15 protein-coding genes, 2 pseudogenes and 2 CRISPR repeat arrays are annotated in these 15,651 nt (G+C 41.6%); of the genes and pseudogenes, 6 read left to right on the plus strand and 11 right to left on the minus strand.

All coding sequences use genetic code 11. From position 1 onward, the window contains the following. The 3 genes from psb34 to arfB form a co-directional block, all read right to left on the minus strand. A partial coding sequence (gene psb34 / locus B4U84_RS27935) for a photosystem II assembly protein Psb34 (RefSeq protein WP_131121360.1) occupies positions 1-121 on the minus strand: 121 nt, incomplete at its 3' end. A 168-nt stretch (positions 122-289) separates the two neighbouring features. Then, entirely contained in the window at positions 290-946 is a 657-nt protein-coding gene (locus B4U84_RS27940) for a glutathione S-transferase family protein (protein WP_131121361.1), read from the minus strand. 434 nt (positions 947-1,380) lie between these two features. Continuing rightward, positions 1,381-1,794, minus strand: a complete 414-nt coding sequence (gene arfB, locus B4U84_RS27950; protein WP_016863758.1) for an alternative ribosome rescue aminoacyl-tRNA hydrolase ArfB — start codon at positions 1,792-1,794, stop codon at positions 1,381-1,383. Positions 1,795-1,820: 26 nt separating this feature from the next. On the opposite strand from arfB, the gene B4U84_RS27955 reads away from it, so the two are divergent. After that, on the plus strand, positions 1,821-2,033 hold the full coding sequence (locus B4U84_RS27955; protein WP_131121363.1) for a hypothetical protein: 213 nt from the start codon (positions 1,821-1,823) through the stop codon (positions 2,031-2,033). A 63-nt stretch (positions 2,034-2,096) separates the two neighbouring features. On the opposite strand, the gene B4U84_RS27960 is transcribed toward B4U84_RS27955, so the two are convergent. Beyond that, a complete protein-coding gene (locus B4U84_RS27960) occupies positions 2,097-3,026 on the minus strand; it encodes a GIY-YIG nuclease family protein (protein WP_131121364.1) in 930 nt (309 codons plus the stop codon). 368 nt (positions 3,027-3,394) lie between these two features. On the opposite strand from B4U84_RS27960, the gene B4U84_RS27965 reads away from it, so the two are divergent. Next, positions 3,395-4,363, plus strand: a complete 969-nt coding sequence (locus B4U84_RS27965) for a tyrosine-type recombinase/integrase (protein ID WP_131121365.1) — start codon at positions 3,395-3,397, stop codon at positions 4,361-4,363. 68 nt (positions 4,364-4,431) lie between these two features. On the opposite strand, the pseudogene B4U84_RS27970 reads toward B4U84_RS27965, so the two are convergent. The 5 genes and pseudogenes from B4U84_RS27970 to recD2 all read right to left on the minus strand — a co-directional run bounded on the left by B4U84_RS27970 (position 4,432) and on the right by recD2 (position 10,694). Beyond that, positions 4,432-5,758 (minus strand): annotated as a pseudogene (locus B4U84_RS27970) (IS4 family transposase). A 181-nt stretch (positions 5,759-5,939) separates the two neighbouring features. Beyond that, positions 5,940-6,140, minus strand: coding sequence for a YgiT-type zinc finger protein (locus B4U84_RS32210; RefSeq protein WP_131121366.1), 201 nt, complete (start codon positions 6,138-6,140; stop codon positions 5,940-5,942). Between the two features lie 2 nt (positions 6,141-6,142). Beyond that, on the minus strand, positions 6,143-6,469 hold the full coding sequence (locus B4U84_RS27980) for a DUF4258 domain-containing protein (RefSeq protein WP_207391027.1): 327 nt from the start codon (positions 6,467-6,469) through the stop codon (positions 6,143-6,145). A gap of 284 nt (positions 6,470-6,753) precedes the next feature. Further along, complete coding sequence (locus B4U84_RS31780) at positions 6,754-7,011, minus strand: hypothetical protein (RefSeq protein WP_242677740.1); 258 nt, start codon at positions 7,009-7,011, stop codon at positions 6,754-6,756. Positions 7,012-7,777: 766 nt separating this feature from the next. Beyond that, a CRISPR array of direct repeats spans positions 7,778-8,372; the repeat unit is 37 nt; unit sequence GTCGTAGGCTACCTTCACCCCTCACGGGGACGGAAAC. Between the two features lie 62 nt (positions 8,373-8,434). After that, a pseudogene (gene recD2, locus B4U84_RS27990) lies at positions 8,435-10,694 on the minus strand (SF1B family DNA helicase RecD2). Positions 10,695-10,972: 278 nt separating this feature from the next. On the opposite strand from recD2, the gene B4U84_RS27995 reads away from it, so the two are divergent. Next, positions 10,973-11,176 (plus strand): ChaB family protein, encoded by a 204-nt coding sequence (locus B4U84_RS27995; protein ID WP_131121368.1) that lies wholly within the window; start codon positions 10,973-10,975, stop codon positions 11,174-11,176. A gap of 336 nt (positions 11,177-11,512) precedes the next feature. Here B4U84_RS27995 and B4U84_RS28005 read toward each other — a convergent pair whose 3' ends face one another. After that, positions 11,513-12,058, minus strand: a complete 546-nt coding sequence (locus B4U84_RS28005; protein ID WP_131121369.1) for a hypothetical protein — start codon at positions 12,056-12,058, stop codon at positions 11,513-11,515. 142 nt (positions 12,059-12,200) lie between these two features. On the opposite strand from B4U84_RS28005, the gene B4U84_RS28010 reads away from it, so the two are divergent. The 3 genes from B4U84_RS28010 to B4U84_RS28020 all read left to right on the plus strand — a co-directional run bounded on the left by B4U84_RS28010 (position 12,201) and on the right by B4U84_RS28020 (position 13,067). Next, a complete protein-coding gene (locus B4U84_RS28010) occupies positions 12,201-12,407 on the plus strand; it encodes a hypothetical protein (protein WP_131121370.1) in 207 nt (68 codons plus the stop codon). A 73-nt stretch (positions 12,408-12,480) separates the two neighbouring features. Beyond that, on the plus strand, positions 12,481-12,678 hold the full coding sequence (locus B4U84_RS28015) for a hypothetical protein (RefSeq protein ID WP_242677741.1): 198 nt from the start codon (positions 12,481-12,483) through the stop codon (positions 12,676-12,678). Between the two features lie 68 nt (positions 12,679-12,746). Next, positions 12,747-13,067 (plus strand): hypothetical protein, encoded by a 321-nt coding sequence (locus tag B4U84_RS28020; protein ID WP_131121371.1) that lies wholly within the window; start codon positions 12,747-12,749, stop codon positions 13,065-13,067. Between the two features lie 276 nt (positions 13,068-13,343). Then, a CRISPR array of direct repeats spans positions 13,344-14,465; the repeat unit is 37 nt; unit sequence GTTGCAACTAACATTAATCCCTATTAGGGATTGAAAC. 681 nt (positions 14,466-15,146) lie between these two features. Here the strand turns inward: B4U84_RS28020 and B4U84_RS32010 are convergent. Continuing rightward, a partial coding sequence (locus tag B4U84_RS32010; protein WP_131121372.1) for a pentapeptide repeat-containing protein occupies positions 15,147-15,651 on the minus strand: 505 nt, incomplete at its 5' end.

The raw sequence follows: 15,651 nt of genomic DNA on the forward strand, positions 1-15,651 counted from the left end.
CAAAAACAGCTTGGATAACGTATTTGCGTTGTTCCCAAATTGCAGGGTACTCAGCATAGTACATCTTGGGTTCAGTTGCGTAGTTATTTAAAACGCCGTCTTCATTAACTGTTGTATACATAGCTCGTTTCCTTTATTTGTTATCTTATGTAAACTAATATAACAATATTGTTACAATAGGTCAACAGGACTTGACAACAAAAGGGAAATGGGGTCTATAAGGAGCGCTTATGAGGCATAGGGGAGTTAGGCGAAACGCAATTATCCAAAGCGATCGCCGCAGCATTCATCACTTGTATTCAGCACGCTTGTGAGATATCTTGGCGTAAAAATCTTCATCGGCACTCCTGAAAGCAGGACGTTGCATTAAGTTGTTTAGGTACTCACTCAAGGGGTCACTATCTGATAACATCCCTAGCTTTTTTGCCCATAACAAAACCCCTCCAGTCACAATATCAGCAGTCGTAAATCGATTTGCTACCAAGTAATTGTTACCAACAATGGATTTTCTCAAGGGTTCAGCAACTCGGTCAAACCATTGCAGAGCTTCAGTTGTGTCAATTGCGGAGCGTACCTTGATTGGTATGATTTTTTCCGGTAGTGATGGTAGAACACTAAACATAAAATGCTCTACAGGTGGTTCTAATGTAGATGTGGCGTAAAACAGCCATTGATAGTAATAGCCACGTTCAGGAGCATCTAGTGCTGGAGCTAGCCCTTTCACTAGATATTTGTCAGCAAGATAGGCACAGATGGCAGCAGATTCAAAAATCGTGACTTCCCCATCTACCAGAACTGGTACTTTCCCATGTGGGTGCAACTTTTGATACTCTGGCTGTTTGGACATATTCATATCAACCCGTACCAACTCATAGGGGACTCCCATTTCTTCTAAGAGCCAGCGAGGGCGTACTGCCCGTGTTGTAGGAATGTAGTACAGCTTCATTGTTTTGCAATTAAACAGTTTGCTGCTAATAGTCTCTCACTCCATGCCCCTCTCACCACAAAGACAATTGCCCAGGTGAAACATTAGACTTACCGCCTTGATGGTAATAAAGATGACACGCACTACAGAGGGCAATCAGGTTTTCCGCACAATTATTAGATGGGTTTCTGTCCCAATGATGGGTTTGTAGCGTGCGTTTCATTCTTTCGGAGCGGGTAAGTTTAGAAGTATCTTCACCTGGAACAATGCACTTTAACCCGCATTTTTGACAGCACCATTTAGCCTCTTTTTTAACTGCTAGAGTAAGGTCTGACCAATTATCTGGGTACAGAGAATGGGTGAAGGTCACTTCTTGTAATTAAACTGCGGCTTGACTAATTGTAATGCTTCTAGCAGTACAAAAGCTTAACCGAATTCATACAAGCGATCGCATTTTAATCAATGACCTGTCTTCTGGCGGACTTAATCTGTCCTCGTTTAGTTTTGGAGTCAAGACGTTTTTTTTGGGAGCTGCGAGTAGGTTTAGTAGATTTGCGTTTTCTCTTCAGTACGACTGCACTTTTAATAAGTTCTTTGAGTCGTTCTAAAGCCTCCTCCCGGTTCTGCTCTTGGCTGCGGTGTTCTTGGGCTTTGATGACAATTACTCCCTCTTGGGTAATGCGTCTGTCGTTTAGCTTCAAAAGCTGCTCTTTATAGAAAGCGGGTAATGATGAAGCTTCAATGTCAAAGCGTAAGTGGATGGCGGTAGCAACCTTGTTGACGTTTTGACCACCTGCTCCTTGTGAGCGAATCGCGCTAATTTCGATTTCGCTATGGGGGATGATGATTTTGTGAGAAATTTGCAGCATACCTTATATATAGCGTTATTAGTGCGATGGCCCTTGGTCTTGGAGAGAATCGCACTTCCTCTACTCATCATCTGGCAAATACAAAGAGCTACTATCTTTGTACTGAACTCGGACACTGCACACTTTTAGGTTTTCCTTTAAGAATTTGTAGCATGGTTGGTGATCGCTCCCCACAAAATTCATCCCGTCAGAGCGATGCTCAAAGAGTGAGCCGCAAAGGCGATCGCATGATTCCATGACCTTTTCAATCACTATTGATTATTGCAATAGCACAGACAAGGCGATCACTCCCCACACAACCACTATTGCATAGTGACAAGGTTAGGTTTGTCTTCAATAATATCTATTTCATGTGGAGATAGGACTTTCGGTTTCATCTGTTGTAGGTCAGATAACACGGTTTTGATATCATCACAATTGAATTTATAGTATTCTGTCAAACTACCAATCGGGTGATTAAAATTCCGATAGCGGTGTTTGAAATACTTTTCTACATTCCCTCGGTGATTCCAACTTCCTAGCACCATAGGAGCAACAGTTTGATAATGGGCAAGCAAATCTTGTTTGATTTCTGCTATTCGCTCTTGAATCGGTCTTGTAGTGACTCCTATTTTGTATAAAGTATTCTTTGAAGTTTGAATTTCTAAAAAATAGAGAGTACAAGATAAAATGCGTTTGAGTTGAGCGCGATACAGTTGTAAATCAGTTAGCTTATATGATGAATCTGGAGATTGTTTGTGTTTCGCATGTGCTACAGATAGCTCTAGTTTTAGTAACTTACTTTGCAATAATGGCTCTTGCACTTCATTAAAGTGCATCAACTCTAATGCGCCAACAGGAATTTTGCCTAAATTAGTAAATTCATAAGCTTTGGAAACTGTATAAACATTTTTCCTTAACATTCCTGCTTTTAATAAACCAGGAAAACAAACGTGTGCATCAATTGGGTAATTTTTAGAGCCATACTCCTTCCAAAGTAGTTTTAATTGCTCTAAATCCTTACTAGATACATGGATATTAAAGTTGTCATAAAATGGTAAAACCGGAAACTCACCCTTAGCAACCCGACGACAAGTTTCGTGGTTATGAGCAAAATGATGCTCTTTGACTTTGCCTTTTTTAGCAGTTAGCCCACTACCACAATAGGGACATTTCAGTAAAGTTTTTCCCCTGGTAACATCTTCAATACTTACTAAATTACCGTCGGAATTTACACCAAATTTTAACCACATTGAAAAACCTTTGATAAAATTGGCAGATGCAGTTGCTTATCACAAAAATCAAGTTATCAAATCAGGATCGTTCCAACAACGATAATTGTTCCTAACTATTTTGCTTCATCTATTACAAAATGCATCACTGAATGCAAGGAAAATCTTTTCAGCAATTATCTGGTAAGGAGAGCGTTCGCTCCTGTTATCTATCCAGTTTGCGGCACTGGTGCATTTATGCGCTTGTGCGATCGCTTCTGCGGCTCACTCTTTGAGCATCGCACTCCACGAACTTCACACTAAAGATCGCACATCTGTCCAAAACCTGAGACAATTACTTAATTACTTATGAGAATATGACTTGTGAGAAGCCCGTTTCGGATAAGTAAATGAGTAAAGTCACGCAAACTGAAAGTAGTAGTATAGTCACTTGTCCCTTGGCACTGACTAGACCACTACCCCTAACCGAACATCCGGCGGCAGTTTATTTGTCGGGACTCTCTGCTGGGTCACGTCCGGCGATGCGGCAAGCTTTGAATGTGATAGCGAGACTGTTAACCAGCAACTTATGTGATGCTATGACTTTGGACTGGGCAGCACTGCGCTACAAACATACTGCTGCTTTGCGTTCTGTTTTGATGGAACGTTATGCACCAGCAACAGCTAACAAAATGCTTTCTGCTTTGCGGAGAGTGTTAAAAGAAGCCTTAAGACTAGAGTTGATGGACGCTAAAGATTTTGCCCGTGCTGTTGATATTAAAAATGTCAAGGTGTCCAAGGAGTTACAGGGACGCGCTTTATCTGAAAAAGAAATTGCCGATTTAATGCAAGTGTGTTTTGATGACCCCACCCCCACTGGTTACAGAGATGCGGCACTCATAGCAATATTGCGCGGTGCTGGGCTAAGGCGCTCTGAGGTGGTGAATTTAAATTTGAGTGATTTTAATTCTACAAACAGCACTTTAAAAGTGTGGGGTGCGAAAGGAGGGAAAGACCGGACTGTATATTTACCAGATGCTGCAATTGGGGTGGTGTCAGATTGGATTGATGTTAGAGGTGGGGGTGCTGGCCCTTTGCTGTGTCATATTAATAAAGCTGGTTGTGTGGTGTTGCGAAAACTCACGCCCCAGGCGGTGCTGTTCATTTTGCAAAAACGTGGCTCCCAAGCTGGGGTAGCTAACTTTTCTGCTCATGATTTTAGAAGAACTTTTATATCAGAGCTATTAGACTCTGGTGCAGATATTTCTACAGTGCAACGGTTGGCTGGACACGCCAGCCCTGAATTAACAGCTCGCTATGACCGAAGGGGCGAACAAACCAAGCGTCGTGCAGTCCAGGCGTCATTGGTCACAAGTTAAGCTAAAAGCACTTTTGTCAATAAGTACAAATGCTCGTATTTGTCGGAGTGAAAAATTAAAATGTGGCGCTATTTATTAAGGGAGGGTTGGAAAAAAAATTCTTCGGGGCTTCGTTGAGTAGCAGGAAAGGGGGAGACAATCAGCCTGGTATTAGGTTTTCGCTCTCGCTTGACAATTCCTAAATCCCGATTTTTGGGGTCAGCAAAATACTTAATTGGGTCTGACTCTAATCCTTTTTCATAAGCTACAGAAAAATGATACATACCTCGATAAATCATCTCTAAAGAAATATGCTCGAACGGTATTTCTAATTCATCTGCTACTCCATCTCCTAAATCTACTAAAATCGCATAAAATAGCCAAGTTCCCCAGATTTGTAATTGCACTCCATTGAGAGAACCAGTCCATAAATAACTTAAACATAGTAAGCGTTTCACCGTACAAAACGTATCCTCAATTCGCCAGCGTCTTCGATATAAATCTGCTACTACATAAGGGGGTAAAATTTGGGGTTCAAGTACACTAGTTAGATAGGAATGCCATGTCTTTCCTGACCGAATTTCTACTAACCTTACAGTGACAATAGGTGTTTTTTTTGTGCCAGAACCTATCTTAATAATACGGTCTTTGATGTCATAACTACTGGTTAATACCTGCTCTACTTGATAAGATGCCCCTTTCTTTATCCGAGTAATAAAATCAATTTTTCTGTTAATTAGTTCTTGCCAAAAAGTAAAATGATAGAAGCCTCTATCTAGCAGCAATAAGGTGTTGGCTTTCACTAATCTAAGTAAATCTCCCTCCCAATGAGTATCTGCTTGCTTGGGATTTGTCCAAAACAAAATTTCTACAGGGAGATGAGTTACTAAATCCATTAGTGTTCCCATTTTTCCCGCTAGTTGACCCTTTGGCGCATCTTCTAAACTTTTTAGTTTACAGAATAATGCTTCCAATGTTGAACCGTCTGCTATCCATATCCTTTCAAATCTTTTTAATGTAAATTGTATGCTTTCTGGTAATGGTCGAGAGCTTCTCAAAGACCATGCGTTTCTCAGATGAGGTAGTAATTCTTTAAAGACTCGTTCAAATAAAATGGCAGGAAAAGTTAAAAATCTTTGCGATAATGCTTGTTGTCTAACTTTTTGGGGTTCACACCACAAAAATCCCTCTCTGTTTAATCTGTCTCTTATACACATCTAGATGTGTATAAGAGACAGCCATTAATGGTAGGTTGAGAATCCTGTCTCTTAATTTCAGTTGGCGGTAGTAGCTTTTTTGGGCAGCGATGGCTGGAGTTAATAGGTTTTCTAACCGACTGGCGATCGCTTCATTTTCCAGTTGCGGACGATTCTTCTTCTTCGCATGGTCTCGGTTAATGCTCTTGGTGCTACTCATGTGGGTTTAAGGGATGTCTCAATTCCTTTTTGGATATAGCTTGAGCGCCTATTTTACCGATTTTTGACATACCCCCTTGACAATTGGCTCTTTTTCTTAACTTGTGACCAATGTCCAGGCGTTGAGTATTCCTGGTTCTAGGAAAAAGAAGTAGCGAAGCGATCGCCAATATCCCAACCGACTAACCGTTACGTTTTAGTTCAGCTTTGATTTTTTCAATATGCCTAACGGTATTTAAAGAATAAAAACGTTCTGAACATCTACAACACACATAGGCACTCAATTTTAAGGTGGCTTTGTTTTTGCCACCTGAAATTACTTCAGTTACTTCTTTTTCAACTACCTGCCCCGCACAAACGGGGCACTTATCGAAGGGTAGCACCGCTACCTCCTCTTGTGACTATTATTCCAGGGGTTTGCATCAGGGTTGAATACCGTAATCAACGTAGCAACCCCATTTTTCTCATTGTAAGCCCAGATGCTATACACACGTGTGCCTTTCATAGTTCTACCGCAAATATGGCAGGTGGGATTAGCATATGTTTCGCAATTTTCTTCAATTACTGCCCCCTTAAGAGCAGAATAAAGAATATCGTCAACTAAAATACCGCGCTCTTGGGAGCGTTCTGTAGCGTGTTTTGTCAGAAAAATAACCTCGCTCTCGATGGCTTGGCAAACCAATTTGTGTAGCTGCTTTTTTCTGTTTCCCATTTTCCCCCCTTGTGCGGCTCCTGTAGACACACGATCTCCGTAAATTTGGCGATCAGCGTTTTCCAGAATCAATGGGAAGGGGACTAACTACAACATAGTTTTCCTTTAGGGATTTATTTGTGGTTGTTTAGCCATTAGCTGAATTAAAAATAACACTAAAAATGTAAGGGCGTCAATCCCTAAAAAACCGCCCCAACGACAATTGTGCCGAATAGCAGCTCAACTTCAGACAGTAGTTAAAAGCTATCACCTTTGTTTCTAAGACAACAAGCGTGCGTACGCACTCACTTAACCGGGTGATAAAGTCCATCTTTTGAGTTCAACCGCCACGCATATTGACTGGGGTCGCGTTCTTTACACCACAATTCAAAATCTTTCTGTGATAGAGTTGTGTGTTTTTCAGTAAGCGTTGAGACATTAGTATTGAGTCTAAAAGCCAATTTTTCTGACTCAAAAGGTTGGGGTTGGGGTGGTGCTGAGTTGTACTGATAGGGGTAGCCGCTTGATTTATAACGCGATCTAGCGTTAATGCTATTTTGCATCTGTATCAATGCCCCTTCAAATTTCGCCAGTCGATTGCTAATTGCATCAACTTTTTCCTCYARRTTRGTTAGTCTTTGTTCATCRTGGGTRTTTGTGYTWYYCKCAYYKARASTSKMAGCTAGGCGAAAAAACTCTTCTTCCAGTTGATACAAGCGAATTTCTACACTCACTTCTGTACCYGGTACATCSCCTAAAATRTGRTGYAGCCCTTGAATAACTAAATCTGTGGCAGTGGTCTTGCGYTCCCTGGCTGCTTTGCGTAGGGCTGCGGCTAAGGGTTTGGGCAGTTTGAAGTTAATCGATTCGCGCTCGATGGGTGTCATGTCTACACTAATGTATGTACCAAGTGTAGAAATTGTACAGCTGGATGGGGTATGTTTTTCCCCAAGAGGTGAGGAGTGAGGATGGGCGATTGGCTTGTTTAATTTTGTAAACATCACAAGTTGAGGTTTAAGGGCTATGTGAATCCTGAAAGTCTCTTCATATCAAGCTTTGGTGGATTGTAACGGAATGTAAAAAAGCCGATGAAAATGACGCAGTGAGGATTCAGGATTATGGATGAGTCAAGCAAAGTAAATAAAAGAAAAGTTAGATTTTTTAGTTTGACTCGTGGCTGTTTTGCTGTAATATTAAAGCTGAAAGTAATTTTTGGCGCTAGATGTTTTTTAACATGTGTACTGTACAACTAGGTTACATCACTGCTTCCGTACACTGGCGCAACTGCACCTTGAAAACTAAATATGGTAAGGGTTTCCACAGGGTAGGGTCGTAGACTACCTTCACCCCTCACGGGGACGGAAACGTTTCCCTTTGGCTACTGTTCTGGTTTGGTTATTTTGATAACCTAAGTCGTAGACTACCTTCACCCCTCACGGGGACGGAAACCCTTTTCCCTGCCCTCTGGTGTAGAGAGATTCTGTTTGTTGGTATAAGTCGTAGACTACCTTCACCCCTCACGGGGACGGAAACTATGAGGTTGATAAAACTCCTGCGGCAGCGGAAACAGCGTCGTAGGCTACCTTCACCCCTCACGGGGACGGAAACCCAAGATGGCGGGTGCCATCGGCAAAGCATACTACACAGTAGTCGTAGGCTACCTTCACCCCTCACGGGGACGGAAACATTATCTCTCGTGTGAGTGTAAGTACATATAGCCGCCGTTATACGTCGTAGGCTACCTTCACCCCTCACGGGGACGGAAACGTCTTTTAGGAAGTCTTCTTTACCGAAACAAACGGCGAAGGTCGTAGGCTACCTTCACCCCTCACGGGGACGGAAACGAGGACAGTAGCGCCCTGTTACTTGTTCTAGAGGGGCGTCCTTGTCGTAGACTACCTTCACCCCTCACGGGGACGAAAGCCAGAGTAACAGGGCAGAAAAAAGAAGCGATCGCACTGGTGATGTTTTAATCAATAATTGCGCTTATTGCTCCAATGGACGCAAACCCACTTGAATCAACCTTTTAGCAAGCTGAGTATAACGCTGCTGTTTGTTAACAGAACGCACAGCCATACCAATGGCTTTTTGAGAACCAATCACAATTGCTAGCTTTTTAGCACGGGTTAGCCCAGTGTAAAATAAATTACGACTAAGCATCATGTAATGTTGCGTGTACAAGGGCAAAATCACCACCGGGTATTCAGACCCCTGGGACTTGTGGATAGTAACGCTCCAGGCGAGGGCAATTTCATTTAAGTCTGCATAGTCGTAGTTGACTTCCCGTTCTGCGTACTGTACTGTAACTTCTTGTTCTTCAGTATCAATATTGGTAATAAACCCGACATCACCATTAAACACTTCCCGGTTGTAGTCGTTGGTTTGTTGAATCACGCGATCGCCTGTTCTCAAAATTGTTCCACCCCTAGTAATTTCCACTTTTTCGGGGCTGGGTGGGTTAATTAGCTGTTGCAGTACTTGGTTAAGGTTGCGAGTGCCGACTAATCCCCGTGCCATTGGGGAAAGTACCTGCACATCGGTAACGGGGTTAAAACCAAGAGTCGGAATTAAGCCATCAATTAATTCACAAATTGCCTGTACTCCGTGTTCGGGTTGATGTCCGCCACCATGCCATAGACAATCGGTTTGGGGAGTATCGGAAATAGGTTCAATTGACGGGTATTGACCGCGATTAATTTGGTGGGCAGCGGTGATAATCCTGCTACTTTGCGCTTGACGAAAAACCTGGGTGAGGCGCACAACGCTTACTTTGCCCGAATTAATACTATCAGCAAGTACATTTCCTGGCCCCACAGATGGCAACTGGTCAATGTCTCCTACTAGCAGGAGTTGGGCATTTTCTGACACTGCATTCACCAACGAATGCGCCAGAAATAAATCAAGCATACTGGCTTCATCAATAATAATTGCACTGTGCGGTAGGGGATTGGTGCTAGAGCGTTTAAAACTGCGAGTCCTGGGGTCAAATTCCAATAGCCGATGTATGGTTTTTGCCTCTAATCCCGTCATTTCACTTAGTCTTTGTGCCGCTCGTCCTGTGGGTGCAGCTAGGGCGATTGATTTACCCATTGCTTTCCACAATGAAGTAATAGTGCGGACACAGAAAGTTTTCCCCGTTCCAGGGCCACCGGTCAAAATCGTGAATTTGCCATAGGCTGCTGTCTCTACTGCTTGTTGCTGTTGCGCCGAAAGTTCGATTTTACAGGCCTGGGTAAACCGCTCAATCCAAAAACGAACACGCTTGATGTCGCTGTTGATGGGTCTTGTGATGCGATCGCTTATTAATTGGGCTAAATTTTGTTCGGTGTAGAAAAAAGTAGGCTTGTAGCAAAGTAACGTTTTATCACTAGCACATTCTCTGACGAGTTCCGAAGCTAAAGTCATTTTTTGGATGATTGGTGCTAGAGCATCTGTTGTTGGTTCGTGGGATTCAAAGGTCAGTAGTTTAATCGCCTGCTGTATCAGTTCCGGCTGTGGTAAATAGCAATGTCCATCCTCAGCAGCTTCACTTAAAACATGAGTGATACCAGCACGATATCTAAATTCGGAATCAGGTGATACTCCTAAGTTACGAGCAATTTTATCAGCAGTGAGAAAACCAATACCATAGATATCAGCTGCTAACTGGTAGGGGTTGTTAGTCACAATCGCGATCGCTTGCTCACCATACTGCTTATAAATTTTGACTGCATAGGTAGTGGAAACACCATGACTTTGCAAAAAAACCATTACTTCTTTGATGGCTTTTTGTGTCTCCCAAGCGCTCTTAATCATATTGATGCGCTTTTTGGCGATACCGTTAACTTCACTCAAGCGCTCAATTTGGTTTTCAATAATGTCAAGGGTTTCTAAACCAAAGTGAGCAACGATTCTTTTAGCAGTAACCGGGCCAACACCTTTAATTAATCCACTCACTGCCCAAGTATTTCTCAATTCCGGTAAGTGTTGCTGGTTTGGTTTCCTTATAGTTGGTGACTTGAAACTGGGGGCCATACTGCGGGTGTTCGCGCCAAAAACCAGTTAGTTGTAATGTCTGTCCCGCTTGGATATCCGCAAAGTTACCAGTAATTGTAGTTAGTTCCTTTGCGCCAGGGCGTTGTAACCGTGCCACTGTGTAACCTGACTCTTCGCTGTAATAAGTCAGGCGTTCCACTACTCCCGTAATTGATTCGTGTTTGGGAGTAACATTTACTTGTTGATGCGTTTGGTTGGGTGCAGTGGTCATTACTTTTAACAGTTATCAGTTAACAGTGAACAGTTAACAGATTGATAACTGATAACTGATAACTGGTAACTGATTCGGTGGCACGCGGTCATTATACTGGATAGTTATGAATTTTTATAGTACTTATGTATTATGAATCAGAGATTGCGATCGCAAAGAGTGATTATCCTCTAGAACTTGACCAGAGTATGAGTTGTATTTATCACTCTTGGCTGATGAAAGAGCGTCAATAGCAATGAATTGAGTGAGGTAATAACTAGCAGTTGGAGTGAAAATGTATGCCCTATCAAGATATAGCGGATTTACCAGACTCCGTGAAAAAGCATCTGCCCAAACACGCAGCTGAAATATTCTTGGCTGCGTTTAATAATGCGCTTTCTGAATATGATGAAGAAGAAACAGCATTTAAAGTTGCCTGGGCAGCAGTCAAGCGTGACTACGAAAAAGGTTCAGATGGTAATTGGCACAAAAAACCAGAGTAAATTTTACTACACCGAGTTATCCATCCAGCCGCACTTACAATCCCAATGTACCCTGGCTGAGTAGTCCCGCTCAAAGATGTAGCCACATTGAGGGCATTTACCCGTAAATAGTGGGTGGTTATCCAGAAGATACAGCTGTTCCTCCCTCGTCCAGCGCTGCGGCGGCTGAATAATTTCCTCGCCGTTATAGGTCACACGCTCTATTACCAGTTCCGAATCAATATACCTCGCCCCTTGGGGTTCCCGCAGTTCTTGGTCATCGCACATCAGAAGTTTTGGCTCCCGCAGCAGTTTAGTTATTATAAAACTGATTTATGCTATTAACAAAACATCTTTTTAACAGGATGCTCCTAGCAATCTAATTTCTTTTATTCCCCTTTGTTTGTTACTAGAAAATACTAAACCACCATAAGCATCATTTGAATATACTAAATCATTTTTAGTATCATTTCTTGATAAAAACGCAGAATATGCTTTTTGAGCCTTACTGATGCGATCGCCTACTTTTATCCCTTTCTCTGTGGGATAAAGCGAACTAAAAGTTTTAATCGAATGGACTTGACTTTGACTTGCATTGCTAGAAGTTGAAAGCCCTTCAATTTCTAATCCGTCGTAATTCCAAGTTGTAATATAGGAGCTATAACAAACATCGTCATACTTTGTAGTTCGACTTTTCGGTTTACCCAATTGTTTGATAATTTCCTTCTCTTTCATCCCTAGCTTAATATTACCTATGGATATTTGAGATACGTCAATTGCTTTTTTGCTGGACTTATCAAGAAGACTATTATGATAGTTTGGACTGTTATTCTCACCTATAGCTATAGGATTTATAGCAAGTAGTATCCCAAAACCAATTCCTACTCCTAATTTTTTAAACATAATCTAACTAATAATGGGTATTACTAGTTAAAAATTTTACCAAACTATGTTCACGCAGTGATTCCACACAAGTAGCTGCGCGATCGCTATATTTGTTATTCTATATATGTAAACCACTTTTATAGATTTATTGTTTACGCTTATGGCAGGTAGGAAGAAACTAGACCGGACAAATTTACACGCCAGGGTTGCGCCGGGAACGGGTGACAAGCTCAAAGAAATCGCGCATATACTAGGCTATATCTACGATAACGAAGGTTCAACAGGTCAATTATTGGATGCTATAGCGTCAGGTGAATTAATATTAATTGCTACTAAAAATAGAAGTAATGTGAATAAAAATGGTTAATTTTATTACTTAAAAGTGGTTTAAAATAGATATGGGGACGTTGCGTGTCCCCAGTTACTGAATAAAGGAGGTGATGAAAATAACAAAAAACGGTAACGGTCATCGAGGTTTTTGGAACCCAGTTAAGATTTTTATCCGTCTTGTCCTTAATAGGTGGATGAAAGAAGATAAAATCACTGGCGAGAGATACCTCGTTGATTCAGAAGATGTCAACGCAGAGTTAGATGACATTGCGGATGAACCGCAAGACAATTCTCAAAACGATAACTAGTTGACATCATCAGCCCCTAGCTTGCCTCTAGGGGCTTCCTTACTTCGATATTTTTAGGATAAATCATTATGTTAGGAACTGATACAATTATTCGTCCTATTTATTATCAAATTATTGAGCGTCGTAATAAGGTATGGGCTTTTAGAGAAGGTAAGCCGTTTGTAAATTTGTTTAACGCACCTGATCTTGATATGGAAGATTTGTTTTCTCTATTTGATACTTCTATGCAGAAAATTGCAGCAGAACTGCGACGTATAAACGGTGCAAAACAAGGTTATTACATAGCAAATATTTTAGATAAAAAATACTACTACTGTGGTACCGAGTGGGAGGATGTGAAAGTCAAGTTAAGGGAGTTGGGAATTGGTAGAGATGACCCACTACAATAAGTAGCATCATCTCAAAAAACACAATTTCCGCGAAAGGGTAGGTGTTTTTTTGAACATGTCAAAAATATTGGCTCAAACCATTACTCTGATTGGGTTTGAACCTTGTTGTAGGTGTAAGGAGGTTTGCGGCATCTCTAAAAAGCTTGCTGCGACTAGATTTGAAGGATTTTTTCTCAGCCATCTCTTGACACCCCAACGGCTGAAAAGGTATATTCTCTTTAGGTCTGCACCACTGAACCTTGAAAACCAAATACAGCAAGGCTTCCAAAACGAGCAGTTGCAACTAACATTAATCCCTATTAGGGATTGAAACCTTTAGCTTTCAGGATTGCCCTTAAGAGGAAATTGTTGCAACTAACATTAATCCCTATTAGGGATTGAAACTATTCCATCATTTGGCACCAATCAAGCGCTGAGCGTTGCAACTAACATTAATCCCTATTAGGGATTGAAACAGAGCAGAAAGGACTAAAGCCGTACCCGATAATTGTTGCAACTAACATTAATCCCTATTAGGGATTGAAACCTTATAGAATTGCTTCTAGCTAAATCTAAATTTGTTGCAACTAACATTAATCCCTATTAGGGATTGAAACTGCTAAGTCTGCATTGAACTCCACTTCAGAAGAATTGTTGCAACTAACATTAATCCCTATTAGGGATTGAAACCAACAAACTGCTCTGGGAGCCACTCTGCATTGCTGTTGCAACTAACATTAATCCCTATTAGGGATTGAAACTTGGAGAAAGAATTTCGTGACTAGGGTTTTCTTTGAGTTGCAACTAACATTAATCCCTATTAGGGATTGAAACCGTTGATGGGTGTAGACAAAAAATCAAATTTGTATATGTTGCAACTAACATTAATCCCTATTAGGGATTGAAACCCGACAAAAACCGACCCTAGAAAAGTGCTAACATTGTTGCAACTAACATTAATCCCTATTAGGGATTGAAACCGACTTCGCCTTCTGGATTCAAGTTAATGATGCGCGTCTCGTTGCAACTAACATTAATCCCTATTAGGGATTGAAACGATTTTAATATTAATTCCCTAATTTTGACTACGGTTGCAACTAACATTAATCCCTATTAGGGATTGAAACTGCGATCGCCACCACCCGACTCTCTCAACTATCAAAGTTGCAACTAACATTAATCCCTATTAGGGATTGAAACATGGCAGTACAAAGCCCAGGAAGGTGACAAGTCCGATAACGTTGCAACTAACATTAATCCCTATTAGGGATTGAAACGATTCTAACCATCGATGTAAGCCATTGCTTTTGTTGTTGCAACTAACATTAATCCCTATTAGGGATTGAAACATGCCCGTCACGTTCCATAATTATTCTCCTTTAGTTGCAACTAACATTAATCCCTATTAGGGATTGAAACCTTTTTAACCAGTCGCTCAAGAGGTTAGCTTGTGGTCGCAACGTGTGTTGGATATGTCGGGATTGTTAAATAAGTCAATTTCTGAAGCTTGCTAAAAGTTGCAATATCTCTGCTCTGCCAGAACTTATAACCAAGGACGTACGCCCCAATTTTCACCCGATTTGGGTTTGAGGAAATTCAGCAGTTTCATGACCGAAGAGGAACGTAACTATTAGCAGGGTTCCCATCTTATGGGTGATTAATAAAACCCCACGTCTGAGGTGGGGGGTTTATCTTGTGAATACAAATGTACTATACAGTAACGAAGTTGACAAGCGATTTAGAGGGGCGATCGCTTCCTACCGCAAGGATTTCTGACAATGATTAGACCAAAATCACATAGTTGAGTGTCCGAAATCACAATTAGATATCTGGAGAATTGCCTGTCTAGTTTGAAGATATTTGTAGAAATCAAAAATTGAGGTAACGACAATGACTTTGAATTTAATTGATGCCGTTCAAGTTGTTCTGATTGCTGCTGTTGCGAGTGTGGTGTTGTCTTCTGGTATTTGCTGGAGGTTGCCCAAAGCTAAAAAGGCATGAGGGGATTTTAAGATTTTGTCCAAAGTCCAAGATATCGCTGTTGATATCAATTTTTCCTGTCAACGGGAATGGGCGATCACGTTCAGACCGAAGATTGGATCACGTAGCAGTCGTGCTTAGTAATTGCTTTCTTATCCTTAACCTCTCACGGATGTTTGTACACTCCTTGCGATTTTCAGGTGGTAAGCCCAATGTTTCCCGAAATTCTAGTCCGTAGCAGGCTTGCTGCCAATTTTGGGCAGCTTTAACTTGCTCAGGTGTTAGGTTTTTGACATTACTGAGCTTGGTGCATTTGTTGTTAGTTTCAGAAATTTTTATACAACCGAACTTAGCACCAGTGAGATTGGCACCAGTAAGGTTGGCACTAGAGAGGCTGGCACCAGTGAGATTGGCACCAGTGAGGTTGGCACCAGTGAGATTGGCACCAGTGAGGTTGGCACCAGTGAGGATAGCACTAGTGAGGGGGACACCAAGCTTGATCAATTCTTGAAGTGCGAGGATTCGTGCAGTGGCACCATTGAGGTAGGCACCATTGAGGTAGGCACCATTGAGGTAGGCACCATTGAGGGGAATATTATTAAGGGGGACACCAAGCTTGATCAAT

It is taken from the genome of Westiellopsis prolifica IICB1, assembly GCF_004323185.1.
Classification (GTDB): Bacteria; Cyanobacteriota; Cyanobacteriia; order Cyanobacteriales; family Nostocaceae; genus Pelatocladus; species Pelatocladus prolificus_A.